The 25,602-nt window shown below is 37.8% G+C and carries 28 protein-coding genes and 1 other RNA gene; 4 read left to right on the plus strand and 25 right to left on the minus strand.

Annotated features, from left to right (window positions below; all coding sequences use genetic code 11):
* Positions 1–19 precede the first annotated feature (19 nt).
* The 14 genes from IGK54_RS08325 to IGK54_RS08390 all read right to left on the minus strand — a co-directional run bounded on the left by IGK54_RS08325 (position 20) and on the right by IGK54_RS08390 (position 13,721).
* A complete protein-coding gene (locus IGK54_RS08325) occupies positions 20–1,057 on the minus strand; it encodes a sugar-binding transcriptional regulator (protein ID WP_002357092.1) in 1,038 nt (345 codons plus the stop codon).
* A gap of 420 nt (positions 1,058–1,477) precedes the next feature.
* Positions 1,478–2,356: a YitT family protein gene (locus tag IGK54_RS08330; RefSeq protein WP_002357090.1), complete on the minus strand. Its 879-nt coding sequence runs from the start codon at positions 2,354–2,356 to the stop codon at positions 1,478–1,480.
* A 142-nt stretch (positions 2,357–2,498) separates the two neighbouring features.
* Positions 2,499–3,068, minus strand: a complete 570-nt coding sequence (locus tag IGK54_RS08335; protein ID WP_002365825.1) for a TIGR01440 family protein — start codon at positions 3,066–3,068, stop codon at positions 2,499–2,501.
* Positions 3,065–3,571: an ECF transporter S component gene (locus IGK54_RS08340; protein WP_002357086.1), complete on the minus strand. Its 507-nt coding sequence runs from the start codon at positions 3,569–3,571 to the stop codon at positions 3,065–3,067. Before IGK54_RS08340 ends, IGK54_RS08335 begins: the two co-directional genes overlap by 4 nt.
* Positions 3,555–4,391 carry a bifunctional hydroxymethylpyrimidine kinase/phosphomethylpyrimidine kinase gene (locus IGK54_RS08345; protein WP_002385835.1) on the minus strand — a complete coding sequence of 279 codons (837 nt, stop codon included), beginning with the start codon at positions 4,389–4,391 and terminating at the stop codon, positions 3,555–3,557. Before IGK54_RS08345 ends, IGK54_RS08340 begins: the two co-directional genes overlap by 17 nt.
* 149 nt (positions 4,392–4,540) lie before the next feature.
* Positions 4,541–6,310, minus strand: coding sequence for an aspartate--tRNA ligase (gene aspS / locus IGK54_RS08350; protein WP_002360034.1), 1,770 nt, complete (start codon positions 6,308–6,310; stop codon positions 4,541–4,543).
* A gap of 17 nt (positions 6,311–6,327) precedes the next feature.
* On the minus strand, positions 6,328–7,629 hold the full coding sequence (hisS, locus tag IGK54_RS08355) for a histidine--tRNA ligase (protein ID WP_010825345.1): 1,302 nt from the start codon (positions 7,627–7,629) through the stop codon (positions 6,328–6,330).
* A complete protein-coding gene (locus IGK54_RS08360) occupies positions 7,626–7,847 on the minus strand; it encodes a hypothetical protein (RefSeq protein WP_002383130.1) in 222 nt (73 codons plus the stop codon). Before IGK54_RS08360 ends, hisS begins: the two co-directional genes overlap by 4 nt.
* A gap of 139 nt (positions 7,848–7,986) precedes the next feature.
* A complete protein-coding gene (gene dtd, locus IGK54_RS08365) occupies positions 7,987–8,433 on the minus strand; it encodes a D-aminoacyl-tRNA deacylase (RefSeq protein ID WP_002357080.1) in 447 nt (148 codons plus the stop codon).
* A gap of 23 nt (positions 8,434–8,456) precedes the next feature.
* Positions 8,457–10,670: a RelA/SpoT family protein gene (locus tag IGK54_RS08370; RefSeq protein WP_002357079.1), complete on the minus strand. Its 2,214-nt coding sequence runs from the start codon at positions 10,668–10,670 to the stop codon at positions 8,457–8,459.
* Between the two features lie 214 nt (positions 10,671–10,884).
* Entirely contained in the window at positions 10,885–11,637 is a 753-nt protein-coding gene (locus tag IGK54_RS08375) for a 16S rRNA (uracil(1498)-N(3))-methyltransferase (RefSeq protein WP_002370972.1), read from the minus strand.
* Between the two features lies 1 nt (position 11,638).
* Positions 11,639–12,586: a 50S ribosomal protein L11 methyltransferase gene (gene prmA, locus IGK54_RS08380; RefSeq protein WP_002357075.1), complete on the minus strand. Its 948-nt coding sequence runs from the start codon at positions 12,584–12,586 to the stop codon at positions 11,639–11,641.
* A gap of 15 nt (positions 12,587–12,601) precedes the next feature.
* Complete coding sequence (locus tag IGK54_RS08385) at positions 12,602–13,087, minus strand: DUF3013 family protein (RefSeq protein WP_002388170.1); 486 nt, start codon at positions 13,085–13,087, stop codon at positions 12,602–12,604.
* Positions 13,044–13,721, minus strand: a complete 678-nt coding sequence (locus tag IGK54_RS08390; protein WP_002364174.1) for a DNA-3-methyladenine glycosylase — start codon at positions 13,719–13,721, stop codon at positions 13,044–13,046. The genes IGK54_RS08385 and IGK54_RS08390 overlap by 44 nt, the downstream gene beginning before the upstream one ends.
* 128 nt (positions 13,722–13,849) lie before the next feature.
* On the opposite strand from IGK54_RS08390, the gene IGK54_RS08395 reads away from it, so the two are divergent.
* The 4 genes from IGK54_RS08395 to IGK54_RS08410 all read left to right on the plus strand — a co-directional run bounded on the left by IGK54_RS08395 (position 13,850) and on the right by IGK54_RS08410 (position 16,384).
* Positions 13,850–15,127 (plus strand): replication-associated recombination protein A, encoded by a 1,278-nt coding sequence (locus IGK54_RS08395; RefSeq protein ID WP_002360030.1) that lies wholly within the window; start codon positions 13,850–13,852, stop codon positions 15,125–15,127.
* Between the two features lie 72 nt (positions 15,128–15,199).
* Positions 15,200–15,393, plus strand: a non-coding RNA gene (ssrS, locus tag IGK54_RS08400) — 6S RNA.
* Positions 15,394–15,400: 7 nt separating this feature from the next.
* On the plus strand, positions 15,401–15,733 hold the full coding sequence (locus tag IGK54_RS08405; RefSeq protein WP_002357068.1) for a hypothetical protein: 333 nt from the start codon (positions 15,401–15,403) through the stop codon (positions 15,731–15,733).
* Between the two features lie 177 nt (positions 15,734–15,910).
* Positions 15,911–16,384: a universal stress protein gene (locus tag IGK54_RS08410; protein WP_002357065.1), complete on the plus strand. Its 474-nt coding sequence runs from the start codon at positions 15,911–15,913 to the stop codon at positions 16,382–16,384.
* Between the two features lie 110 nt (positions 16,385–16,494).
* Here the strand turns inward: IGK54_RS08410 and IGK54_RS08415 are convergent, their stop codons facing one another.
* From IGK54_RS08415 to rlmN, 11 genes are all read right to left on the minus strand, one after another.
* Positions 16,495–17,682 carry an acetate/propionate family kinase gene (locus IGK54_RS08415; RefSeq protein ID WP_002357064.1) on the minus strand — a complete coding sequence of 396 codons (1,188 nt, stop codon included), beginning with the start codon at positions 17,680–17,682 and terminating at the stop codon, positions 16,495–16,497.
* 24 nt (positions 17,683–17,706) lie between these two features.
* The gene (locus tag IGK54_RS08420; protein WP_002357063.1) at positions 17,707–18,714 is read right to left on the minus strand and encodes a class I SAM-dependent methyltransferase; all 1,008 of its coding nucleotides are present in this window, start codon (positions 18,712–18,714) and stop codon (positions 17,707–17,709) included.
* 128 nt (positions 18,715–18,842) lie between these two features.
* The gene (comGG, locus tag IGK54_RS08425) at positions 18,843–19,196 is read right to left on the minus strand and encodes a competence type IV pilus minor pilin ComGG (RefSeq protein ID WP_002360027.1); all 354 of its coding nucleotides are present in this window, start codon (positions 19,194–19,196) and stop codon (positions 18,843–18,845) included.
* The gene (gene comGF / locus IGK54_RS08430) at positions 19,196–19,630 is read right to left on the minus strand and encodes a competence type IV pilus minor pilin ComGF (protein ID WP_002357060.1); all 435 of its coding nucleotides are present in this window, start codon (positions 19,628–19,630) and stop codon (positions 19,196–19,198) included. The genes comGG and comGF overlap by 1 nt, the downstream gene beginning before the upstream one ends.
* On the minus strand, positions 19,620–19,946 hold the full coding sequence (locus IGK54_RS08435) for a type II secretion system protein (protein ID WP_010824787.1): 327 nt from the start codon (positions 19,944–19,946) through the stop codon (positions 19,620–19,622). Before IGK54_RS08435 ends, comGF begins: the two co-directional genes overlap by 11 nt.
* Positions 19,912–20,358, minus strand: coding sequence for a competence type IV pilus minor pilin ComGD (comGD, locus tag IGK54_RS08440; protein ID WP_430602892.1), 447 nt, complete (start codon positions 20,356–20,358; stop codon positions 19,912–19,914). The genes IGK54_RS08435 and comGD overlap by 35 nt, the downstream gene beginning before the upstream one ends.
* Positions 20,355–20,630 carry a competence type IV pilus major pilin ComGC gene (gene comGC, locus IGK54_RS08445; protein WP_002356991.1) on the minus strand — a complete coding sequence of 92 codons (276 nt, stop codon included), beginning with the start codon at positions 20,628–20,630 and terminating at the stop codon, positions 20,355–20,357. The genes comGD and comGC overlap by 4 nt, the downstream gene beginning before the upstream one ends.
* Positions 20,630–21,676, minus strand: coding sequence for a competence type IV pilus assembly protein ComGB (comGB, locus tag IGK54_RS08450; RefSeq protein WP_010824788.1), 1,047 nt, complete (start codon positions 21,674–21,676; stop codon positions 20,630–20,632). Before comGB ends, comGC begins: the two co-directional genes overlap by 1 nt.
* Positions 21,633–22,601: a competence type IV pilus ATPase ComGA gene (gene comGA / locus IGK54_RS08455; protein WP_002374519.1), complete on the minus strand. Its 969-nt coding sequence runs from the start codon at positions 22,599–22,601 to the stop codon at positions 21,633–21,635. Before comGA ends, comGB begins: the two co-directional genes overlap by 44 nt.
* Positions 22,602–22,841: 240 nt before the next feature.
* Positions 22,842–24,170, minus strand: coding sequence for an APC family permease (locus IGK54_RS08460; RefSeq protein ID WP_002396609.1), 1,329 nt, complete (start codon positions 24,168–24,170; stop codon positions 22,842–22,844).
* A 290-nt stretch (positions 24,171–24,460) separates the two neighbouring features.
* Positions 24,461–25,534 carry a 23S rRNA (adenine(2503)-C(2))-methyltransferase RlmN gene (gene rlmN / locus IGK54_RS08465; protein WP_002356987.1) on the minus strand — a complete coding sequence of 358 codons (1,074 nt, stop codon included), beginning with the start codon at positions 25,532–25,534 and terminating at the stop codon, positions 24,461–24,463.
* Positions 25,535–25,602 lie beyond the last annotated feature (68 nt).

Raw genomic sequence — 25,602 nt, forward strand, 5'->3', positions numbered from 1 at the left:
AAATCAAAAATTTTTTATTTTAAAGGGTTACCCCTTTTAAAATCTCGTTTGCAGCAGCTTCATCTGTGATGAGCCACGTTTGTTTTGGTGCATTTTTCATATATGCGCGAATGGCTTTGGCTTTCGTTTTGCCGCCCGCAATCGCGACGACATAGGGAATTTCTTGTAAGTTTTTTAATTGAAGGCCAATTCGTGGAATTTTATAGACCACTTTTCCTTCTTCATCAAAGAAATAACCAAACGATTCTGCCACGGCATTTTTTTGTTTGAGCATAACCATTTCGTCATCAGACATTTTTCGGCGTGCCGCCATGTGCAACGCTCGACCAATACTGTGCACCACACAGTTGGCATGACTAATTAACGTAAGAACTTCTTGAATCGAGGGTTCTTGTAATAAACTATTATACGTTTCACGACTCAATTGTTCTGGGACATATAACGCCCGGTAGTTACCACCCGTTTTGTTGGCCATTACAGCACTAATTGAATTGGCTTGGACAGAAACTGCTTCACCAATCCCTCCTCTGGCTGGAACAAACAAATTATGACGTTTTTCAGTTTCTAGTGATCCCATATTTTCGGCCACCATGGCCATTGTTGTCCCACCCATAACCGCAATTGTATTCTCACCATTTGGTAAGAGTAAATTCAGCGTATTGGTTAAGACATCTCCAAAGTCCGAAAGAACTTTCTTTTGGATATCACTATCTCCTGCAACAACGATACAACGTTGAATGCCAAAGTACTGTGTCATTTCTTTTTCGATTTGGTGCATGCCAAGCAATTGATTCATGACTAATTCTAAGCCTTGATAGACTTCCAAACCGCGTTCTGTTAATGTCATTCCGCTTTTTGAAGGTTCAATCAGGTTGAGCTGCTTCAAAACATCTGTTTCTGTACGCAAGACTCGCTCTGTAATTCCCATCGTTTCTGATAAACTTCTACGTCCAATAGGTTGCATCCAATAAATATTGCGAAGAATTTGGAATCTTTCTTGTAATACATCGAGCATATCTGGAGCAACTGCTTCAATCATTTTAAATTCTTTTAACATGATGCGCTCCTTTTGTGGGTCGAAATATGTCCAAGTAAGACTGAAAACGACCTATGAACTTTAAAAAAATAGAATTGATGTTCGTTTTTCCTACTATTTATTCATAACAGTATTAAAAGTACTTATCAATTACACACTTAGTGTACCAGTTTTTTTAGGTCTTTTCAATAAAAATGATTCTTTTTTCATCGTTTTCTTTCAAATCCAAACAAAGCATTCGTTTGTGAGAAACAATAGCGACTTATTTCCGAATAATCAGATCTAATTAAACCAAAAGCAAAGGAATTCACGAACGTCTTTCAATTAACTTCTTGTTTAAATGGGAATTTCAGGTCCTCACACAAAGCATTTTTTTACTTATTTTTCAAAAAAAGCAACGAAAGAATAGACACAGCCATTCTCTCGTTGCTTCATATCCTTTTATTTGTAATCTTCTTCGTAAAAACGTCCTAAAATTTTAACATTATCTGAGATGCTGACAAAGGCATTCGGATCACTTTCTTTCATGGCTGCTTCTAAACTTGGCAACTCAAAGCGTGTCACAATAGTTAGCAAAACAGTTTGGCGGTCGTGGCGATATGCCCCTTCCGCTTCATGAATAATTGTAATACCGCGGCGCATTTTCTTTTGAATCTCATCCACGACTCGATCTGGGTTTTTGGTGACAATCATAACTTGCATTTTCTTTTGCTTAGTATAAACGGCATCTGTGACCTTCCCACTTACAAAAATTGATAACGCACTGTAGAACATGTACTGCCAGCCAAATAAATAACCTGCAACGAAGACAATTAGTGCGTTAAAATAAATTGAAATCGAGCCAACGGAACGCCCCGTTTTTTTCCGAATGGTAATGCTTAGAATATCTAAGCCCCCAGAAGAAACCCCGTTTTTTAAGACAAAACCAATTCCTGATCCAGAAATCGCCCCACCAAAAATAGCACAGATAATTGGATCTTGGGTCATCACCGTTTGCGGAACAATATGCATAAATAATGAAGTTAAAGTCACGGTAATGAAAGTAAAAATTGTAAACTTCTTACCTATTTTTTTCCACGCAATAAAGAATAACGGCACATTTAACAGATACAATGTAATGGAGACAGGCACATTAAAACCGACAATTTTTGTTGAGAGGGTTGTTAAAATTTGTGCCAAGCCTGTTAAGCCACTGGAATAAATATTTCCTGGTTGATAGAAAAAGTTCATGGCAATTGATGCAAGAATAGCATAGACAATCGACACAGAAAATTTTGTTGTATAGTCATGAACTGGCAGTCCGTCATAAATTTTTTTCATAAATAATAGCCTCGTTTCAGGTTTTCAATAAATTACATTTCTTTTCATATTATACGTGGTTTACCGAGAGAAAAAAAGAGATTCCTATAATAATTACGGAAGATTCATCAAATGTTTATAGAAATGAAAAAAGAACGAAATCTTAACGATTTCGTTCTTGGGTTGTTTCATAATGGGCTCTTGGTCCACCAATATATTTAGGACGAGAATATAATGCTGTAACATGGGCCGCACCTAACGTTCGAATGCTCAAGCGAAGCGGAACTTGCACATGTTTTACATGCATACCGATAGATGTATCGCCAATGTCAATCCCTGCTTGAGCAACAATATGTTCAACTTCCACAGGTTCATCAAATTTTTCAAAGGCAGCCACTGAACAAGAACCGCCAGCATGTAATTGTGGTACTACCGAGACAATTTCAAAGCCTTTTTCTTCAGCCACACGACGTTCCATCGCTAAAGCACGATTAATATGTTCGCATCCTTGGACAGCCAAAGAGATGCCTTTTTTATCTAATTGTTCAATTAAGGTTGAGACAATCCATTGTCCTACTTCGGCACTGGAATTTTTACCAATGACGCCACCTACTACCTCACTGGTGGTACAACCTAAAACAAATAGGTCCCCTTTTTGTAAATTTCCTGCTGTAATGACTTCTTCTGTAATTGTCACTAACTGTTCTTTTAACATTTTTTCATCGATAGTCATTTGTTCATCCTTCTTTCTTCTAAACGACCATTTTTTGGTAACACACGTTTTAATGTTTGACTAAGAGGCAATGCTACAATCACCCCAAATAAGGATTGAATGATATTCCCTGGTAATGAGGCAATCCCCGCACCCACGCCGTAAAGCCAGCTAGTCGCTAAAGCATACCCGCTAATCATGAGGAGACTGGCTAAAAGTAATCCTAGCGTTTGCATCTTTTTATTTTTATTAAAGAAGTGCCCTGCTAACCAACCTTGTCCGCCATGAATCAATAACGAAAAAACGAACCATTGTGGATAGCCTGACAATAAATCAATTAAACCACCGCTTAAAGCTCCGACTGTCAAGCCACCAATCGGACCAAAAAGTAAACTAGCAATGTAAATCCCTGCATCCGCCAATGTAACAAAGCCATTTGTTGCTGGGACGGGGATAATAAAGACCATTGACACAGCCACTGTTAAAGCGGTAATTACTGCATATAGACTAATTTTTCTTGTCATTATCCGCCACACCTCCTGCTAGTAATCCTTCATGCCACACACTTCCAAAAGCTGCATTTAGCTGGACCCCAGAAACAATGGCTTCATGAACGTATGTTTTTGCTAAATCAACTGCTTCAATTAACGGATATCCTTTAACTAAATTCGCACCAATTGCAGAAGCAAAGGAACAACCAGCGCCATCAATGGTGTGGGCCATTACTTTTTCTTTGACCAATTGAATATGTTGTTGTCCATCATAAAAAAAGTCACGTGCTTCTTGGCCAAGCCAACGATTACCACCTTTAATCACCACCGTTGCCGCTCCTAAAGAGTTTAACTCTTCCGCCGCTTGTTGGACTTCTTCGACGGTTGTTAATTTTCTGCCAATGAGTAATTCTGCTTCTTTTAAATTAGGCGTTATAATCGTTGCGAATGGAAAAAGTTTCTCAATCAATAACTGCATGTATCTTTTTTCATAAACTGAAGTCGTTTCTTTAAAAGCCAAGACAGGATCCAACACCACCGGCAGACCTGCGTGCTTTTTCAAAAAGGTTGCAATTTGTAGCATACTTTCTTCACTGTGAATCAAGCCAATCTTGATGCCGTCTAAACTCCCGGCAGGTATGGAAGCGAGTTGCTCTTTCACCAAAGAAGTCTCAAGGTCATGAATCTGAAAATGATTCTTGGGGGCTGTAGCAAGGCAGGTTAAAGTTGATAAGCCAAAGACTTGATGATTTTCAAACGTTTTTAAATCTGTTTGAATCCCGCCACCTGAAAAAGGATCGGAACCGCCAATTGTTAAAATTATTTTTGTCATTTGTTTCGCTCCTTTATACACTCCGTTATCATACAAAGTTTTCTAAAAAGAAAAAACAGCCAATTGGCAGATTTTTAGCTCAGCCACTTTTTATTTTGTTATCCTTTTCCTTCCCAAAGAAAGAGTGACCTCATCCGTCAATGAAGTCACTCTTTCTTTAGATTTAACATTTATTCGTCAATGGCTGTTACATCAATGTTTAATTCAAACAATTGTAATGGAGAAACTAAACTTGGTGCGTTGTTCATTGGGTCAATTGCTTTCCCGTTTTTAGGGAAGGCAATCACTTCACGAATATTTTCTTCCCCAGCCAATAGCATTGCTAAGCGGTCTAGCCCTAAAGCAATCCCTCCATGTGGCGGGAAGCCGTAATCTAATGCGTCTAGCAAGAAACCAAATTGGTCTTGTGCTTCTTCTTTTGTAAAACCTAACGTTTCAAACATTTTTTCTTGTAATTCTCGTGTATGGATCCGTAATGAGCCACCGCCTAATTCGTAGCCGTTTAAGACAACATCGTAAGCTTCAGCATACACAGAGGCTGGGTCTGTTGCTAAGCGGGCCACATCCTCTGCTTTTGGTTGTGTAAATGGATGATGAGCAGAAACATAGCGGCCAGCTTCTTCATCATATTCAAACAACGGCCAATCCACAATCCATAAGAAATTGAATTTCGATTCATCAATTAAACCTAATTCTTTACCTAAACGTGTACGTACCGCACCTAAAGCAGCGGCTACGATTTCAGGTTTATCGGCACCAAACATTAAAATATCACCGACTTCTGCATTGGTAGCAGCAATTAATTCATCACTAACTTCTGTTAAGAATTTAGCAATTGGTCCTTTTAAGCCATCTTCTTCAACTTTTAACCAAGCTAAGCCTTTTGCGCCAAATTGACTCACATACTTACCTAAGTTATCCATATCTTTACGAGAATACTTATCTGCGGCGCCTTTTGCATTTAAAGCCTTCACATGTCCGCCATTTTCCAACGCTGCTTGGAAAACTTTGAAGTCTACGTCTTTCACTACATCTGCAACATCAATTAATTCCATAGCAAAACGAGTGTCGGGTTTATCGCTACCATAGCGTGCCATTGCTTCGTCATAGCTCATTCGTGGAAACGGAACAGAAATCTCAATTCCTTTTGTCTCTTTCATCACTTCAGCCAACATATTTTCTGTATATGTTTGAATTTCTTCTGGTGTTAAAAAGGTCGTTTCGATATCGATTTGTGTAAATTCTGGTTGACGGTCGCCTCGTAAATCTTCATCACGGAAACAACGAACGATTTGGTAATAGCGATCGAAGCCTGCTCCCATTAATAATTGTTTAAAGAGTTGTGGTGATTGTGGTAAAGCATAAAAATGACCGGCATGGACACGAGAAGGAACCAAATAATCGCGAGCGCCTTCTGGTGTTGATTTGCCTAAATAAGGAGTTTCAATATCTAAAAAGTCATGATTATCTAAATAGTGACGGATTGTTTTCGTTACTTGGTGACGTAATTTAATGTTGTTTGTCATTGATGGACGACGTAAATCTAAATAACGATATTTCATGCGCAATTCGTCATTAACGTTATTGTCATCTTCAATGGTAAATGGCGTTGTTTTCGCAGTATTTAAAATCGTAATGTCAGTCGCCATCACTTCAAACTCGCCAGTTTTCATTTTGGGATTAATCGCTTCTTTATCACGATAAACGACTTGACCTTTAACTTCGATGACGTATTCACTACGACATTTATCAGCAATTTCCCATGCTTCTTTTGACTTTTCTGGGTTAAAGACCACTTGGACGATTCCTTCACGGTCACGTAAATCAATAAAGATAACGCCTCCTAAGTCACGACGTTTTTGAACCCATCCTTTTAATACAACTTCTTTTTCAATAAATTCGGCAGATACATTGCCGCAATAGGTTGTGCGTTTTGCCATTTCTCAATCTCTCCTTTTTATTCTTCAATCATTTTTGTCATCATTTCGTCATACACTTCATCAAATGAATCATGAATAGCACTTAACGGGAAGGCTTTTTCTTCGCGTGTTGCCATTGATTTTACGTTGACAATGCCTTCATTCAATTCATTTTCACCGATTGTTAAAACTAATTTTGCTTGTAATTTATCGGCCGTTTTAAATTGCGCTTTTGGTTTGCGATTCATGTAATCACGATCAGCTGAGAAACCAAAGTTACGAATGCTTTGAACAAGTTGCAAAGCTGCGACGTTGGTTTCTGAACCAATCCCAACCACATATGCGTCTAATTCAGATAACGCTGGAATCACAACTTCTTCAGCTTCCATTGTTAACAACACTCGCTCAATGCCCATACCAAAACCAAAACCTGGTGTGTCTGGGCCGCCTAATTCTTCAACTAAACCATTGTATCGGCCTCCTGCACAAATAGTTGATTGCGCACCCATTTTAGGCGCTTCACTCATAATTTCAAAAATTGTGTGTGTGTAATAATCCAGGCCGCGAACCATATTACTATCAATTTCATAAGGAATTTCTAGTAAATCTAACATATCAGTTACTGCTTCAAAATGTGCTTTAGATGGTTTATTTAAATAATCTAAAATGGAGGGCGCTTCTGCGACAATCACCTTATCTTTTTTATCTTTGCTGTCTAACACCCGCAATGGATTTTCGTGTAAGCGACGTTGTGAATCCTCGCTTAATTCTGCCATATGGGGCTCTAAATAATCGATTAATGCTTGACGGTACGTAGCACGTGTTTCTTTATCCCCCAAGGAATTAATAACTAATTTGATTTGTTGGATGCCTAATTGTTTGAAGAAGTCCAAAGCCATAGCCATGATTTCAACATCCAATGCTGGGTTTTCACTACCAAATGCTTCCACACCAATTTGATGGAATTGACGCAAACGACCAGCTTGTGGGCGTTCATAGCGGAACATCGGCCCCATGTAATAGGTTTTATATGGTTTCGTATATTCCGGACCATATAATTTATTTTCAACGAAGGCCCGAACAATTGGTGCTGTCCCCTCAGGACGTAGGGTCACGTGACGATCTCCTTTATCATAAAAATCATACATTTCTTTTGAAACAATATCTGTAGTATCGCCAACACTGCGAGATATCACTTCATAATGTTCAAAAATCGGGGTTCTGATTTCTTGGTATTGATAATCTTTAAAAATCAAACGAGCTGTTTCTTCCACAAATTGCCATTTTTCAGAAGTTCCTGGCAAAATATCGTTTGTTCCTTTTGGTTTTTGATAACTCATTGTCTTTCTCTCCTTCTATCATTCCACAAAAATGTGTGCGCCATTTTCTTTTTTCTAAAAATGAAAAAAGCCCTTGTATGTTGAACATACAAGGGCGTAAAAGTCTCTTTTACACGGTACCACCTAGTTTTGAAAGATTTTACTCTTTCCTCAACGATTAACGCTCGTAACGGGACGGCTTTTCTTCCGTCCATCTCCAGAATGTCTTTCACTTTCACTGTTGAAGTTGCTCTCAGCCACGGCAACTCTCTCTTCGCAGACAGATGAAACTTACTCGTTCCTTCGTAGATTTTTAATATTATCTATAAACTACTAAAGTTCTCTTAGAAAGTCAAGGGGTTCCGACAGGAAAATCAATTATTTTTCTCGTGTATCAATCACAATGGTCACTGGACCATCATTGGTCAACGACACTTGCATATCCGCGCCAAATTCTCCTGTGGCTACCGCTATTCCTTCTGCTTCTAATTGTTGATTAAATAATTCATACAAAGGAATCGCCACATCTGGACGAGCCGCTTCAATAAAACTGGGACGATTGCCTTTTTTAGTTTTTGCATAGAGGGTAAATTGAGAGATACTTAGAATTGATCCTTCAATCTCTTGAATGCTGCGATTCATTTTTCCTTCGTCATCTTCAAAAACACGTAATTTACTGATTTTGCCAACAACATAAGCCACATCTTCTGGCGTGTCTTCTTGATGGATGCCCACTAGCACCATGAAGCCTTGTTTGATTTGTCCCACTATCTGCTCTTCTATCGCAACTTGTGCTTGACTAACTCTTTGAATAACTACTTTCATCTTTTTTGCCTCACTTTTAACACTTACCCATTGGTTCGACGAACACTATAAACATCTGGTACACTTTTAATTTTGTCAACGATGGTTTTTAAATGAGAAAGGTTTTGAATTTTCACAGTGACATGAATCTGGGCCATCTTATCTTTGGATGGACGAGCTTCAACGCCGACTAAATTTTTTGTCATCGAACTAATGACTTGTAAAACATCACTTAGTAAGCCACTACGATCATAGCCGTAAATCTCCAAATCGGCAGCGTATTCTTTGCGACTGTGCTCGGTATCTTCCCACTCAACTTCGATTAGACGTTGTGCTAATTCTTCTTGATGTTGTACGTTAGGACAGTCCGCACGATGAATTGAAACACCACGTCCTTTGGTAATGTAACCAACGATTTCATCACCAGGCACTGGATTACAACAGCGGCTTAAACGAATCAATAGGTTGTCCACCCCTTGAATCACGATGCCGCCTTCATGACGAACTTTCATTTTTTCTGATTCTTTTTTAGCTGGCTGATTTAGCAACTCTTCTGCTTCTTGACGTTGGCGTTCCAATTCTTGTTCGCGGCGTTCTTTTTCTGTTAAACGATTGCACACTACTTGCGCACTTACTTCGCCATAACCTACTGCCGCAAATAAATCATCTTCCGTTTGAAATTTAAATTTATCTAGCACTTCCGCCATTTTATTCTTCGTTAAAAATTCTTTTGGTGTAAAGCCGATTTCTGTCATGTATTTAATGACAGCATCATGCCCTTTAATAATGTTATCTTCACGGTCTTGTTCTTTAAAGAAACGTTTGATTTTATTTTTGGCTTTACTTGTTTTAACCATTTTCAGCCAGTCGCGGCTAGGTCCGAAAGAATTCGGTGATGTTAGGACTTCAATAATATCCCCATTTTTTAGGACATAGTCTAACTGTACCATTTTGCCGTTGACTTTCGCACCGGTTGTTTTATTCCCAATTTCAGTATGGATACTGTAAGCAAAATCTAGTGGTCCGGAGCCTTTTGGCAGTTCGGTTACATCTCCACTTGGCGTAAAGACATAGACTTTGTCGCTAAAAATGTCTTCTTTCACACCTTGCATAAATTCAGAAGCATCATAGCTTTCATCTTGTAATTCAATAATTTCATGGAACCAATCGACTTGCTTCGTCAGTTCATCTGTTTCAATTTTTTCCGCTTTGCCTTCTTTATAGGCCCAGTGAGCCGCCACCCCAAATTCGGCGATTTGGTGCATCTCATGGGTCCGAATTTGGACCTCTACTGGATTCCCTTTTGGCCCAATAACTGTCGTATGAATAGATTGATACATATTCGCTTTTGGCATAGCAATATAATCTTTAAAGCGACCTGGCATTGGTGTCCAACGTGTATGAATCGCCCCTAACACGGCATAGCAATCTTTAATGGAATCGACAATAACACGAATCGCTAATAAGTCATAGATTTCATTAAACTGTTTCTTTTGGTCCTTCATTTTACGATAGATTGAATAAATATGTTTTGGTCGACCATATATTTCTGCGTAAATTTCTAAATCTTCCGTAGCTAAACGAATATCTTCGACTGCTTCTGCCACATAAGCTTCACGTTCATCGCGTTTGCTTTGCATCAAATTAACAATTCGATAGTATTGGTTGGGGTTAATATAACGTAGGGCCGTATCTTCTAATTCCCATTTAATTCGACTAATCCCTAAGCGATGTGCTAAAGGCGCATAAATTTCTAAAGTTTCTTGTGCAATCCGTCGTTGCTTATCTTCACGTAAATGTTTTAATGTGCGCATATTGTGCAAACGATCGGCTAGTTTCACCATAATAACCCGTAAATCTTGCGCCATTGCCAATAACATTTTCCGATGATTTTCAGCTAATTGTTCTTCATGAGATTTATATTTAATTTTTCCTAGTTTCGTCACGCCATCGACTAACATTGCGATGTCTTCGCCAAATTCTTCTTTTAAATCGTCCAGTGTTACGTCCGTATCTTCGACAACATCATGTAAAAATCCTGTTGCTACAGTATGGGGATCCATATGTAATTCAGCCAGAATGCCTGCCACTTGAATCGGATGGATGATGTAAGGTTCACCTGATTGTCGGACTTGACCTTCGTGTGCTTTTTCAGCATAAGTTAATGCTTTTTGAACCAACTCAACATGTTCTGGTCCCATATAGGTACTTACAATTTTGATGACCGCTGGGCCTGTCAGTATTTCTTCTTTTGGCATGGTATTCACTCCTCTATGAAGGTGACCTTTGGATAAAGAACACTTCGTTCACGTTTTATCTATTTTAATAAAAAAGAAAAGTACCACTTGAAACAGTAGCACTTTCAACAACTCTATTATACTAAATTTCCCTTAAATTTCAATCACTGTCGCTTTTTTACTCTCTGTTTATTTAAAGAGAATGCCTACAAGAATTTTACAGGCGGGCTTTCGTTTAATTTAAAAGTTCCATTTGGTAGCTAACCACACTTAAAAGATACAACGGTGCTGTTTCTGCTCGTAAAATTCTCGGACCCAACCCGCAAAGTTTCGCCCCAGCCTGCAGAAATTGTTCAATTTCTTGCGGTGCAAAGCCACCTTCAGGTCCAAAGAGCACACACAAACGTGCGCCTGGCTGGCAAGTGGATAATACTTGTGCTAATTGACTTTTTTCTCCTTGTTTTGCTGATTCTTCATACGCAACCAAGACTGTGTCATATGAGTCAAATTGCGCAATGATTTCTTGTGTTTTTTCCACCAAAGAAACACTTGGTGTCTGCTGTCGATGCGATTGCTCCGCCGCTTCTGTGGCAATTTTTTGTAATCTTTTTTCTTTGGCTGCTCTTTTTTTGTGGTCCCATTTGACAACGGAAGTTTTCGCAGGAAAGCCGATAAACTGATTGCCACCTAGCTCCGTGCCTTTTTGAACAATCCATTCTAACTTGTCCCCTTTTGGTAACCCACACGCAATCGTCACTTCAATTGGCAATTCTTTGTCCATTTCTTCTTTACTAATTTCTTTAAAGTAAACAGATGTTGAATCAATTTCCACAATCTCAGCTAAAATGGCAGTTTTATTTTGAAATACTAAATAACAACGATCATTCGGCGTCATTCGCATAACTCGCACAATATGATGATAGTTTTCATCTGCGACTTTATACAAATCTTTTTCTTGATAATCTTCTTTCATGAAATACCGTTGCATTTTACTCTTCCTCTGGTTTCTTCAAGATAATCGCATACCAATCGCCTTGATTAAAGAGTTGGTCCACCACAAAACCGACTTTCGTTAGTGCTTCTAAAACCATTGCTTTTTTATCTTCAATAATTCCAGAAATAATGAAGGTACCGTCTTGTTTTAGCAAACGCCAAGCATCTTCAATCATTAACACAATAATATCTGCCAAAATATTTGCGACGATTACATCAGCAGAATGGTCAATCCCTTTTAGTAAATCATTGGCTGACACATGAACATCGGCCGCAATGGGATTTAAATCCATATTTTCTTTTGCCGCTGCAACTGCTACTTCATCTAAATCATATGCGTAGACGTCTTTAGCCCCTAAATAGCGACTTGCAATACTCAAAACACCAGAACCCGTTCCTACATCTAGAACTGTTTCGCCACCACGTAAAACAGTTTCTAAAGCTTGCAAGGTTAAACGAGTCGTTGGATGCGTGCCTGTACCGAAAGCCATGCCCGGATCCAATGTGATAATTTTTTCTGCTTCATCTTGTGCGTGATAGGCTTCCCAACTTGGCACAATCGTTAAGAATCGTGTGACACGGACAGGATGATAATATTTTTTCCAAGCAGTTGCCCAGTCGCTTTCTGCTACTTCACTAATTGTCATTTCGTTTTTACCAATGGATAAGCCGTACTCAGGCAAGCGTAAAATATTTTCTTTCATAAATGGTAAAATTTCTGGTAAGAAGGTTGTTTCAGGAAAATAAGCCATCACAATCGCCCCTTCTTTAATGTGGGTGAATTGCTCTTTATCTAAAATTTCCCCATACAGATCACTTTCAAAATTTTCAATGTCCAACGCATCTTCAATGGCCACGCCACTTGCGCCAGCTTCCATCATAATGTTTGAAATTGCTTCAACTGCTTCGCTAGCCGTTTCGACTTTTACTTCTGTCCACTTCATGTTCTCACCTCTAAATTAATAACTTGGATACGCAATCCATTGTTCTTTTTCTGTTTCTGCCACTTTTTTAATCATCGCTTCAAAATCTGCTGGCTCCCAATGCAATTCAAAAACTTCCGCTGTTTCATCTGATAAAAAGTCTAACAAATCACTTTGCCCTTCATCTAAAACCACTTTTAAATAGTGAATGAATCCGTCTAAAACTGCTTTGCGTAGCCCTTTTTTCCCTTCATAAGGAATTGTGACTAAATACTCTTCGTCATCAACGACAGACTTTTGCGGATTGTAAAATAACAAACCATCTTCAAATTCAATGAATTCTTCTTCTGAAAGCGTACCATCAACATCATCAATCGCCACTTGCTCATTGTTTTCTGCATATAAACGAACAATGACTTCGATGGTATGGTTTTTGCGATCCCAATCAAGGCCTACTTCGTAATCTCCTAAGTGTTTTTCAAGTTGTTCCTCTAAGTATGTGAGCATTGTTGCTTTTTTCATTTTCTTCATCCTTCCAGCCAAAATCTATTTGGTCTACTGCTGTTCTTTTTTGTTTAGAAATATATGGATTGCCAGCCACGACGTATCTTAAAGGCAACTCTGTCCAACGACCTTTATTGGGAATCCCAATTCGTGGTAGTGCCTCAATTTTTTTCGGAAATTTTCGTTTTTCTGGCACGAGCCGTAACGAACTAGAAAAAATCGACTGCCCATATAATTGCTTATCAATTCCTAAGGCTGCAACTAATTTACCTGGTCCATTGGTCAATTCCACGCCTTGACGTCCTTGGCGATTTTCAATCATTTTGTCGACACCTTCAACAGGTTCAATCGCGCGGATCATCACCCCTTGTGGTTTGCCTTGTTCTTGTGTCACCATATTTAAAATTAAATGCGTGTGCATAGTATATAAATAAATCGTACCTGGTTTGTCATACATGGCTTGTAAGCGTGGCGTTTTTCTCAAGCCAAAGCTATGGGCCGCCTCATCATCAGGACCTAAATAAGCTTCTGCATCCACAATGTACCCACCTAAAACGCCTGTTGCTGTTTCGTGCTCTAAATACATCCCTAACAAGTATTGTGCCACTTCTTCAGTTGTTTTTGTGTTAAAGATATTTATCGTTTCTTTCATTTCTTTCACCACTCCCTATCATACACGAAACCTTCCGCTATATCCATCTAAAACCCAAAAAACCACCAAAAAGCGAATGTACGTTCTTTATGTTATAATAAGATGATTATGAAAAAGGAGGTCCTTCTATGCAACAACCTTTAGCCTATCGAATGCGACCTCGTCACTTAGACGAAGTAGTTGGTCAACAACATTTAGTCGGCCCTGGTAAAATTATTCGTCGGATGGTCGAAGCCAAAATGCTTTCATCGATGATTCTTTATGGGCCGCCTGGCACTGGAAAAACCAGTATTGCCAGCGCAATCGCTGGTTCAACAAATTATGCCTTTCGCATGTTGAACGCGGCCACAGACACAAAAAAAGATTTACAAATCGTTGCTGAAGAAGCCAAAATGAGTGGCACAGTGATTTTACTGCTTGATGAAATTCACCGATTAGATAAAACAAAACAAGATTTTTTGCTCCCTCATTTAGAAAACGGACGAATTATTATGATTGGAGCCACTACCGAAAATCCATATATCACAATTAATCCTGCGATTCGTAGTCGTACGCAAATCTTTGAAGTAAAGCCCTTAACGGAAACAGACATTCAGCAAGCGATTCAAGAAGCCTTAACCGATAGCACACGTGGCTTAGGCGATTATCCTGTCCACTTAGAAGAAAAAGCATTACAACATTTGACACGCGCAACGAACGGTGACTTACGTAGTGCGCTAAATGGACTAGAATTAGCTGTTAAATCAACACCCAAAAATGAACAAGGCGAAATTAAGATCACCTTACCGATTATTGAAGAGTGCGTGCAACGAAAAGCCTTAACGCATGATAAAGATGGCGATGCCCATTATGACGTGATTTCCGCTTTCCAAAAGTCGATTCGAGGAAGCGATGTAGATGCTGCACTTCATTATTTGGGTCGCTTAGTTGAAGCAGGTGATTTACCGATTATTTGTCGTCGTTTAATGGTCATTGCTTACGAGGATATCGGTCTTGGGAATCCTGCGGCCGCCGCTCGGACGGTCACCGCTGTTCAAGCCGCCGAAAAGCTAGGGTTTCCAGAAGCTAGGATTCCTCTAGCTAGTGTCGTCATTGATTTATGTTTATCGCCAAAATCAAATTCTGCAGTCACAGCGATTGATGCTGCTTTGGCAGATATTCGACAAGGCTCTGTGGGAGATGTTCCTGATCATTTACGTGATGCCCACTATGCTGGAGCCAAAGAATTAAACCGTGGCATTGGTTATCAATACCCACATAATTTTGAAAACGGTTGGGTCAATCAGCAATACTTACCTGACAAATTAAAAGAGGCACGTTATTACGAACCGATCGATATTGGTAAATATGAACAAGCCTTACATCAGCAACTCAAGCGTATCCAAGAATGGAAACAGAAAAAATAACAAAATAATACGCTTTCAAAAAAAGAAACAATCTCGTTGCCGATTTTGAGAGAGTATGCTATTATAAAGATGGTAAATCTGTGATGTACGCGTTGTCCTTTCACTGTGTTGACCGAACATTTTTATTGATATCTAGGGATCCTGCTTGTATCAAAGTTGGTAACATGCCTTTTCTTTTGGTAGTTCAATACTGCGATCGAGGAACCCACCTGCTTATCTTGCGGGTTCAATACTCTAGGACGATTACCGGCATCGACGGATTTTACCATTTTTATGAAGATTTCTAAACAATTTGCTCTGGCAAGTTGTTTTTTTTTGGAGGACAAGATGATTCGTATACTCGTACTATTACTCGCCGTTGTCACAGGCGTAGCCAGTTATTATTTGATGAAGAAAAGTGCAGCTTTTTTACCACTCTTAAAAAAAGAAACTGCAACAGAAAGTCAACAGTTTATCGAACGTTTTGGGCGTTATTACTTGATTATCGCCATTCTAGGTGTTCTAGCGGCTATTTTTAATCGCCCGTTATTGTCAATTGGTTTTATCTTTTTTGTTTTATTACTTTCAACGTTGTTTAGTTTAACTTTTGCAAAAAAAATGTCATAAAAGACGATGAATTTAAAACTTCGTTCAAAAAGATTTTTTTGAACGAAGTTTTTTTTACAAAAAAATGCCAATATTCAGAAAAAAAGAAGCGGTTTCAGTTTCTTTTTTTCTTTGTTTGTTTTACAATTATTATAGAAACAATTAATGATTTTTTTTACGCTGAAAGGAGCGGTTATTATGTTACAACAATATCAAAAAATTATGATAGCAATCGATGGTTCTGACGAAGCAGACTTAGCCTTTAAAAAAGCGGTCAACGTCGCTAAACGAAACGATGCTGAATTACTATTAGCACATGTTGTTGATACGCGCTCTTTCCAATCAGTGTCCTCTTTTGATGGTGCGCTAGCAGAAGAAGCAATGTCAATGGCAAAAGAAACCTTAGACACCTACCAACAACAAGCGGTGGATATGGGACAAACAAAAGTCTCTAGCGTTCTAGCCTATGGTTCTCCTAAGAACATTATTGCCAAAGAATTACCAAAAGAATACAACATTGATTTAATTATGTTAGGAGCAACTGGATTAAATGCCGTTGAGCGTTTATTTATTGGCTCTGTCTCTGAATCAGTTATCCGTAACGCTAGCTGCGATGTTCTCGTTGTACGGACGGATTTAGACAACAAATTACCAAAAAATGAAGAAAAATAAAAAATAAGAAGAAACTGAGCCAACTATCAAAAGTGATAGTTGGCTCAGTTTCTTTTTTTTACCTATTAAACACACCTTGTGAGAGCGTCTCACAAGGTGTGTTCGTTTAATTATTTTAGACGTTCTACGTCACGGGCAATCATTAACTCTTCATCAGTTGGTACTAATAGAAGCTTGATTTTTGAATCATCAGTTGAGATAACTGCTTCTTCACCGTGTACATTATTTTTGTCATCATCGATTTCACAACCAAACCAAGTCATGCCATCAATAATATCTTTACGAACGCCAACTGCATTTTCACCGATTCCAGCAGTAAAGACAATCGCATCAACGCCATTCATAACAGTGACATAGCTACCAATGTATTTACGAATACGATCGATAAAAATGTTGTATGCTGTTTGAACTTCAGGTTTATCTAGGTTTGATTGAATATCGCGCATGTCGCTTGATAAACCATTTGTTAAACCTAATAAACCAGATTTTTTGTTTAAAATATCAACCATGTCTTGCACATCAGTCAAGCCAAGTTTTGTCATTAAATAAGGCAATAGTGACGCATCAACATCCCCTGAACGAGTCCCCATTGTAACACCAGCAAGAGGAGTGAAGCCCATTGATGTATCGACTGATTTTCCACCATCAACTGCAGTGATTGAAGCACCATTTCCTAAGTGACAAGTGATAATTTTTAAGTCTTCAATTGGACGACCTAACATTTCTGCAGCACGTTGAGAGACATAACGATGACTTGTTCCATGTGCCCCATATTTACGTGCAGCAAATTTTTCATAGTATTCACGCGGTACACTATATAAATAGTTGTGTTCTGGCATTGTTGTGTGGAACGACGTATCAAAGACTGCCACGCTAATGATTTCTGGTAAGATATGTTTAAATGCTTTAATCCCCATTGCATTCGCTGGGTTGTGTAAAGGTGCTAATTCAGATAAAGCTTCAATTTTTTCTAATACTTCGTCTGTAATAACAACAGAATCTTTAAATTCTTCTCCACCAGCAACTACACGGTGACCAACACCAGTAATTTCATCATAAGAACCTAAAATGTTTAAGTCGATTAATTGGTCTAGTAACATTTTTACTGCCACTTCATGGTTATCAATATCAACAATCACTTCATATTTTTGTCCTTCACCATATTTAATTGTGAAGATAGAATCTTTTAAGCCAATACGTTCAACGATTCCTTTAGCGATCACTTCTTCATTTGGCATTTGGTATAATTGCCATTTTAAACTTGAACTACCTGCATTAATTGCAATTGTTTTAGACATAATTTTCTCCTCTTCGTTACTATTTTATTTTAAATTTGAAGCTTTCCAAGCTTCAAATTGTTTAAAGAACTCCGTTACTTTATTGATATCTTTCAAAGAGGCAAGTTTTGCTAACAAAACTTCCTTCACTTGCTCAGCATCTGCACCCTTGTTTTGAACAAGCAAGATACTTTTACGTGATTGTTCTGACTTAAACAATTCATCAGGTAACTGTATCATTCCTTGTAAATAGACATTTTTTGTCAACCAATTTTTAAAGAATTCACTTTGCTCAGTCTCTAAAATATTGGTCGGGATTAAGAATAAGCCAAACCCTGCTGGCTTCACGTATTTCATGGCTTGTTCCATTAATAAATGATGCGCATAACTATGGCCTTCCTCCGCAGCAGCAGCAAATCCCTTTGCTCGCTCATCATTTGGATAGTAGCCAATCGGCAAATCACTTAATGCTAAATCAACTGGATCTAATAACAAATCTTGCAATCCGTCTTGATGGAACAACTGAATATTGGCTTGTGACCAAGCATTGTTCACAGAAGATACTGCCAGAAGTGTTTCGTCGATATCCACACCATAACCAGAAACTTTGTAACCAGCTGTTTCAAGGTTCAGCAGAACCGTTAACAGTAAATTTCCCATTCCTGAAGCAGGATCTAAAATTTTTAATGGCTCTGATTTATTTGTTAATTGTTCTACTAAATAAACAAACAAAAAGCCAATACCGTCTGGCGTCAATTGATGATTTGCTTGAAGCTGCTCTTTTCTCGTTCCTTTTAACAAAAGTAATTGGGACAAGCGTCGCACATCTTCAGGAGCTAAATCAATTTTTTTAATCGTATGATACAGCGTTTCTAATTGTTTCACTGTCTCTGGATTAGGTACTCCGTCAAGTACTCGTACTTGAAAATCATCTAAAATATTTTCACCATTTTCAATATACGCATCTAAAAAAGAAGTATCCAATGACTGTTGCAATAACTGGATTGCTTGTTCCATTGGCTCGAAAGCCTCTTCAATTTTTTCTGGGAACAAATTAGCACCTCTATTCTATTCAAAATGTAACAACTTCCATACCTGTTTTATTTTAACGAAAAAAGAAAGAATAATCAATGCCTTTACTGTCTTTCTTCTAAAATCTAATAATTTGTAGAAAAACAACGCTATTCCAGTATTGTTTCCGCTTTTTTTTGATGAGAAACTCTCTCTTGATATTGGTATTTTCGACCAGATTTGTTTAATAAAACAGTTATTCTTAATTGTTCATTTTTGTATGTATAATCGAGGGTCACTTGCGCGTATACGAGCCTTTCTTCTGTTTTTAACTTTCGTCTATTTTGTTTAACATCTGCAAGAAATAAATGAAGGATACTTTTCCCTGCATAGTATTCCTGGGTAGCTTGCGTAAATTTTTGTGTTAACTGACGTTCTTCTAGTAACTGAAGGGCGAGAAAACTCATCAAATAAACAAAGGCCATGGCCGTGAACAATAAGTTTCCTGAATATTTTTGCCTCATTAAAATTCTCCCTTTATCGGAAAAAAACTATCAAATGTTTTTCCAGAAGTAAAAGTAACTTCCAAAGTAAACGATTGTCCTTCATTTTTAAACTGGCCATTTTTGATACCAATTAACAGCGGTTGATAGCCTTTACCATTGACTCGCTTAATAATTTTATCTTCTTTGATTTGAATTGAAATAGTCTTGTTTGTTTCTGAGTCGAGGAAAGAAATCTCTTGAGCAGAGCCTGTTTGGAAAACGAGCTTTTGACATTCTTTTTCTAATTGAATTAAAAAAATATGCCAGGATTTCGAATCATTGTTTTTCAAATATTGATTTCCGATAAAACTTTGTTGAATCATCAACTGAAACAATTGACACATACAACTTAAAACGACTAGTGCTACTAAACACTCTAACATCGTAAAACCCGCATATTTTTTATTGACCAATCAAAATCGCTCCTCTTGAATCTGTGACTTTTAGTATCCTTCTTCCATCGTTCTCCATCAAAGAAAATCGGTAAGTTTCTCCTTGATATATCCGCTCTTTGAAACGTAAATCACTCGTCTGCTCTAAAAATAAAATTGCTTCGTATCCTAGACGAGTGCGCGTTAATTCTTGCTCCCGTTGATAATTTTGCTGAATTAATTGTGTAATAGTCAGGGAGAATATCCCTGCTACCACACATACAATACTAAAACTAACGAGACTCTCTAATAAAATAAAACCGCTATAAATAGTTAATTTTCTTCGTATATTTGCCACTCCCCATCTGAAATTGTAAAATAAGTTGCTGTTTCTTTTCAGTCCAAGTAATAATATATTTTACTAAACGGCCATTGTTCCCTGACGAATGAAGAAAACTGAGTTTGCTTGGGCCACTCACTGTCATTTTTTCAGGTACAGCTAGCGAAGTCCTTCGAGCTGATTGGTTCAATTTATCAGGAAATGAAAAGCTTTGTTGTTCTTCAAAAAACCAAACTTCTTGTGTTTCCTCTAAAACAATTGCTTGCTGTTGCGCAAAACGAAGTTGTTTTTCTACCGTAGCAAGAAACTGTTCAATTTTTAATGTTTCTTGCCAGCGGTGAATAGCGAGTGTTGGGAGCATAGTCATAAAGCAAACAATCGTCAAACTAGCAAGTGTTTCCATTAATGTGAATCCTGCTGACTTGTTCATTGCTTTTCTGCTGTATATTTATCTAACTGCTCTTTAGTAATGTAGCCTTCGTTGACTAATTCATTTAAAGAAGGCGTCTTATTTTTTTCTAGTGTATAGAGCTCGATTTGTGATTCTACAATTTTTACGATTGCTTCATTGCCTTTTTTGTCAACTGTTTCTTTATGTTTCGCTAAGTTAGGGACAAAAAGTAAAATCAATACGGAAATAATCAATAAGACAATCAACATTTCTAATAATGTAAATCCTGCGTATTTTTGTTTCTTTTTCATTATAAAACTCCTTCCATATTGCCATAAATAGGCAGCAACATTGCCCCATAGACACCGATAATTAAACAAGCAATTATGATAAAAATAAATGGTTGAACAAGGGTAATGACTCGTTCAATTTTTTTGAAAAAACCTTGGAAACAGACATTACTATAAACCATCAACTCCTTGCCTAATTTTCCTTTTACTTCTCCTTGTTGAATCATTAAACCCAATGCTTTCGTAAAAAAAGGATAAGCAGCTAATTGTCTATGTAAAGTTTCACCAACTAGCAGTCCTTCACTAATTGCTCCAGCTAATTCTTTCATTAAGGGGTAATTGGTTGTATGGCGCATCAAATCGATGACCTCTTTCATTTCTAATCCTTGCGCAAGCAACTTCCCCCATTCTAGTGCAAAAAAAGCACTGACGTATTCCCGATAAAGGCCACGGATAATTGGCAGTTTCAGATATACGAAGGCCCGCTGAATAGCAGACTGATGCTTCAAATAACGGTTTAAAATGAAGAAACTAAATGAGAGGACAAAAACTAAGGTAACCAGAATGTATGGACTGTAAACAATCAGAAGAATCCCAATATTTTTAGAATAACTATTGGCATCATTTTCCATTAATTGGGGCAATAAAAATTGCCGAATACCAACAATGACGAGAATCAAAAAAACAATCAGGAGCAGCGGATAACTAATTATTTTAAAGAACTGTTGCCGATATTTTTCCGTTTGAAAAAAATGTTCGGAAATCGCTTGTAGTGTCCCTACCAAATCCCCGTGTGCAGTAGCAAACGACAATTGTGCCGAGACCATTGTTGAAAATCCTAATTCTTCGACTAAAGCTTGTAAGGCAACGCCTGAGGAAAAGCCTTCAACTAAAAAAGTTATACTGTGCTGGGGTAATGCGTTTGATTTTTTCATGAAGGAAAAGCTTTCTTGTATATTAAAACCATTTGCAAGCAAATCCGCTAATAGTTTCAGAAAAAGCTGCTGTTGTTTTTTCGTTAATTTATTCGATGGCTTGAAAATACGTTTTTTCTGTAATAAACCCATACGCCCACGCCTTTCTTAGATTCTTTTGCCAACTACTCTTTATAACGGCTTCCTTAAAGAAGAAATAATCATAAAGAATTCCCGCTACTTGTTCCTTATTGATCGTGGTTGTCAAAATCTGTTGATAAATGATACCTTGCAAGCATTCAGCCAATTCATGCTCTGGGCCACCTAATTCTATCAAACGCCGTTGTACTCCCAATAAGTTACGGGCGTGAATTGTCGCAAAAATAGTATGACCCGTTAAGGCGGCTCGAATAACTGCTTGAGCCGTCTCGCCATCACGAATTTCACCAATAATCAAAATATCAGGATGATGGCGCAAGCAAACTTTGATTAAGGCTTCATAAGTTAACTGAATTTTTTCATTTGTTTGCAACTGTAAAAACTGCTTTTCCTCAATTTCAACAGGATCTTCAATTGCTATCACTTGTTGTTCGCCACTTCTTTGTTTAGCCACACGATACATGGTTGTTGTTTTCCCGGAACCAACTGGCCCACTGAATAAATAAAGTCCTCGTTTCTGACAAGATGCTTCAATTTCATTTAGCTGGTGGGGAAAGAAAAAATGTTCAGCTTGTTCACCGAATCGGTGCAAAAAACGAATTACCAAGCTCTCTCGATTCTGAAAATCTCCCACAGATGATAAACGCAAGCGTTGCTTCGTCTCGCCAATTAGATAAGTTGTCGCGCCTAATTGTGCTTTTCGTCTTTCTCCGACATCCATACCACCGATAAATTTAAAGTGGAAAATTAACTTTTCGCCTATTTCTGCGGAAACTTGTGTGTAAGGTGTCCGTTGCATCCCTGTCCGAAAAGAGATAGCTATTTCGGTATCATTGGGTAAAAAATAAACGTCTTGCGCCCCATGAAGGACGCCCCATTCAATTAATTGATGGGCTAATTTTTTTACATTTTCAGTCATTCATTTCCTCCTCTCACTAATAAACTACGCATTTATTTTATGATTTCAGCAAAAAAAAGAACCTTCACCAATAAGATGAAGGTTCTTTTTTTGAAGTTTGCGCTGTCCATCTATCTTCCCCAAAATAGTGGAACTCCTAGACACTTAATATTATACTAAAAAAATCTTGCGTTTAGTTTTCAAAAATTTCTCTGAATCACAAAATTTTTGAGAAAAACTATCAGAATCAGATCGGATCGTTTACGTTTTTGGCTTCGTTTTTTGTTTATTAACTAAATAAACTGGAATTCCTAAAAGCGTAATCCCTATACCAATCAATGCTAGAATAGGCTGTGTAATACTCGTTGTAACCAAGATGAAGATACCACCTAGACTTGCGATAATTGGAATAATTGGATAGCCAGGAACTTTATACGGTCGTTTTAATTCAGGTTCTCGTTTTCTTAAAATAAAAACAGCTAAGAAAATTAATAGATTAAACAGCCACATAACAAAAACTAACATATCCGTCAATAAATCGAAGGTCCCGAAAAACATCATGATAATGGCTACAGCTAACTGGAAAATTCCAGCAACGTAAGGAACAACAAAGCGTTTAGACAACTTTTGAAACTGACGACTAAAAGGCATCAGATTATCTAAGGCTAAGGCATAAGGAATCCGAATCCCTGTCATTGTGTAGCCGTTTAACGCACCATATACAGAGATTAAAATCCCAATAGTTACGATTTTGCCGCCAATTGGTCCAAAAATAGCCACAGAAGCATCCGAAGCTGCATTCAAATTCCCAGCGATTTGCTCAATTGGTAATGTTTTTAGAAACACAAAATTAATTAAGGCATAAATTAAAGTAATCAATAACAAACCAAAAATAATGGCTTTAGGCAAGTCTCTTTCTGGTCGCTTCATTTCACCAGCCACGTTACCCACACCTAGCCAGCCATCATAAGCAAACATGGTGGCAACTAAGGCGCCACTAAAAGCAACTAAAAAGCCAGTATTCGCTGTTGTTTCAATGGGAAAAAGCGAAACGGCTACTTGTCCTGGAGTAAATAACCCCACTAAAGAAATCAAGGCAATTGGAATCAGTTTTACTACCAATGTCGTGGATTGGACCAAAGAAGCAATTTTTGTTCCTAATAAATTAATTACGGTGATACTAGTTCCCGCAAGAATGGCAATCGGGATCAATAAATTTGCCGATAAATGAAACAAATTGATTAGTTGTGTACTAAAAATAATGGATAACGCCGAAATGTTGGCAGGATAATAAATGATACTTTGTGCCCACCCTAAAAGAAAACCAGCTAATTTACCATATGTATATTCAATATACTTCACTGCGCCACCTGTTTCAGGGATTGCTGTAGCAAGTTCGGCGCTGGTTAATCCTGCACAAATGGTTAAGGCACCACCTAACACCCAAGCAAAAATAGCTAAACTAGCTGACTGTGCGTGTCCAACGACACTCGCAGCTTTAAAGAAAACACCAGCGCCAATCACCGTACCCATTACCGTGGATAACGCACCAAACGTTGTTATCTCTCTTTTTAATTGCTTTTTCTCCATAGACTCCCTCATTTCATTTAAACTAAACAAGCGTAACAAAATTTCCACTTTTTTGAAAAGATAACGAAAATAATAGCTGTTTTCATGAAAAATTCTGTAACGATCTCTTTTCAGTATAGCTATTTCTTTTAGAATTTCAAGTTTGAAAACCACAAAAAGAAAATTTGTCATAAAAGTTTTAGAGCATTCATCTTTTGTTTATAAACAAGAACTGAAAAACCGACGATTTTTTATTAAATAAACGAAAAATCGAATCAAAAAGAAACCTTTCTGATCCGATTTTAACTACGTTATTGGTTTTTGACTTTTTCTTTTTTCATTTGTTTGCTGCGTAATTGTCCGCAAGCCGCATCAATATCTGTTCCGTGCTCTTTACGAATAACACAATTGATGCCATTCTTTTTGAGTACATCATAAAATTTTAATACCGCTTCTTTAGAGCTTCGGCTATATTGATCGTGTTCACTCACTGGGTTATACGGAATCAGATTAACATAAGAAAGTTTTTTCTTATTCCGTAGTAAATCTGCTAATTGTTGAGCATGTTCTGGTCGGTCGTTCACTTGACTCAACATAATATATTCAAATGTAACACGTCGGTTGGTTTTTTCAATGTATTCATCAATTGCTGCCATTAATTTTTCAATTGGAAAACTACGATTAATCCGCATAATTGATGTACGGACTTCGTTGTTAGGAGCATGTAATGAGATTGCTAAGTTTACTTGTAGTCCACTGTCTGCAAATTCACGAATTTTTGGCACTAAACCACTTGTTGAAACTGTAATATGGCGGGCACCAATAGCCAAGCCTTTATCATCATTAATCGTTCGTAAAAAGTTCATGACATTGGCATAATTATCAAATGGTTCACCAATTCCCATCACAACGACATGGCTAACACGTTCATCCAACCCACGTTCATCGAAATAATGTTGCACCCACATAATTTGGGCAACAATCTCGCCAGCAGTTAAATCTCTTTGTTTTTTTAATAGCCCACTAGCACAAAATGTACACCCAATATTGCAGCCAACTTGAGTGGTCACACAAACAGATAATCCATATTCTTGACGCATCAAGACTGTTTCAATCATATTTTTATCTGGTAATTCAAATAAATATTTTACGGTACCATCTTGTGCTTCTTGCACAATGACTTGTTTTAATGGATTTAATGAAAAATTTTCTTCTAATAAAGTCATCAACGATTTAGAAATGTTCGACATTTCACTAAATGAAGCAACACGTTTTGTATACAACCATTCCCACACTTGTGTTGCGCGAAATTTCTTCTCGCCATGGGCTAAAAACCAGTCCACAAGCTGTTCTCTCGTCAGTCCATAAATGGATTCTTTCTGCATTTCTTTTCCTCATTTCTGCTATTACATTCGCTTCATAACTATAACGTATTCTCACTTTGAATGCAATA

Source organism: Enterococcus sp. DIV2384 (assembly GCF_050534975.1).
GTDB classification, from domain to species: Bacteria; Bacillota; Bacilli; order Lactobacillales; family Enterococcaceae; genus Enterococcus; species Enterococcus faecalis.

What these genes read in the sequence shown, in the direction of transcription:
- IGK54_RS08325 (WP_002357092.1), bottom strand. Translation starts at nt 1,057, where the DNA reads ATGTTAAAAGAATTTAAAATGATTGAAGCAGTTGCTCCAGATATGCTC.
- IGK54_RS08330 (WP_002357090.1), bottom strand. Translation starts at nt 2,356, where the DNA reads ATGAAAAAAATTTATGACGGACTGCCAGTTCATGACTATACAACAAAA.
- IGK54_RS08335 (WP_002365825.1), bottom strand. Translation starts at nt 3,068, where the DNA reads ATGACTATCGATGAAAAAATGTTAAAAGAACAGTTAGTGACAATTACA.
- IGK54_RS08340 (WP_002357086.1), bottom strand. Translation starts at nt 3,571, where the DNA reads ATGACAAGAAAAATTAGTCTATATGCAGTAATTACCGCTTTAACAGTG.
- aspS (WP_002360034.1), bottom strand. Translation starts at nt 6,310, where the DNA reads ATGGCAAAACGCACAACCTATTGCGGCAATGTATCTGCCGAATTTATT.
- hisS (WP_010825345.1), bottom strand. Translation starts at nt 7,629, where the DNA reads ATGAGTTATCAAAAACCAAAAGGAACAAACGATATTTTGCCAGGAACT.
- dtd (WP_002357080.1), bottom strand. Translation starts at nt 8,433, where the DNA reads ATGAAAGTAGTTATTCAAAGAGTTAGTCAAGCACAAGTTGCGATAGAA.
- IGK54_RS08370 (WP_002357079.1), bottom strand. Translation starts at nt 10,670, where the DNA reads ATGCCAAAAGAAGAAATACTGACAGGCCCAGCGGTCATCAAAATTGTA.
- IGK54_RS08375 (WP_002370972.1), bottom strand. Translation starts at nt 11,637, where the DNA reads ATGCAACGGTATTTCATGAAAGAAGATTATCAAGAAAAAGATTTGTAT.
- prmA (WP_002357075.1), bottom strand. Translation starts at nt 12,586, where the DNA reads ATGAAGTGGACAGAAGTAAAAGTCGAAACGGCTAGCGAAGCAGTTGAA.
- IGK54_RS08385 (WP_002388170.1), bottom strand. Translation starts at nt 13,087, where the DNA reads ATGAAAAAAGCAACAATGCTCACATACTTAGAGGAACAACTTGAAAAA.
- IGK54_RS08390 (WP_002364174.1), bottom strand. Translation starts at nt 13,721, where the DNA reads ATGAAAGAAACGATAAATATCTTTAACACAAAAACAACTGAAGAAGTG.
- IGK54_RS08395 (WP_002360030.1), top strand. Translation starts at nt 13,850, where the DNA reads ATGCAACAACCTTTAGCCTATCGAATGCGACCTCGTCACTTAGACGAA.
- IGK54_RS08405 (WP_002357068.1), top strand. Translation starts at nt 15,401, where the DNA reads ATGAAGATTTCTAAACAATTTGCTCTGGCAAGTTGTTTTTTTTTGGAG.
- IGK54_RS08410 (WP_002357065.1), top strand. Translation starts at nt 15,911, where the DNA reads ATGTTACAACAATATCAAAAAATTATGATAGCAATCGATGGTTCTGAC.
- IGK54_RS08415 (WP_002357064.1), bottom strand. Translation starts at nt 17,682, where the DNA reads ATGTCTAAAACAATTGCAATTAATGCAGGTAGTTCAAGTTTAAAATGG.
- comGG (WP_002360027.1), bottom strand. Translation starts at nt 19,196, where the DNA reads ATGAGGCAAAAATATTCAGGAAACTTATTGTTCACGGCCATGGCCTTT.
- comGD (WP_430602892.1), bottom strand. Translation starts at nt 20,358, where the DNA reads ATGAACAAGTCAGCAGGATTCACATTAATGGAAACACTTGCTAGTTTG.
- comGC (WP_002356991.1), bottom strand. Translation starts at nt 20,630, where the DNA reads ATGAAAAAGAAACAAAAATACGCAGGATTTACATTATTAGAAATGTTG.
- comGB (WP_010824788.1), bottom strand. Translation starts at nt 21,676, where the DNA reads ATGGGTTTATTACAGAAAAAACGTATTTTCAAGCCATCGAATAAATTA.
- comGA (WP_002374519.1), bottom strand. Translation starts at nt 22,601, where the DNA reads ATGACTGAAAATGTAAAAAAATTAGCCCATCAATTAATTGAATGGGGC.
- IGK54_RS08460 (WP_002396609.1), bottom strand. Translation starts at nt 24,170, where the DNA reads ATGGAGAAAAAGCAATTAAAAAGAGAGATAACAACGTTTGGTGCGTTA.
- rlmN (WP_002356987.1), bottom strand. Translation starts at nt 25,534, where the DNA reads ATGCAGAAAGAATCCATTTATGGACTGACGAGAGAACAGCTTGTGGAC.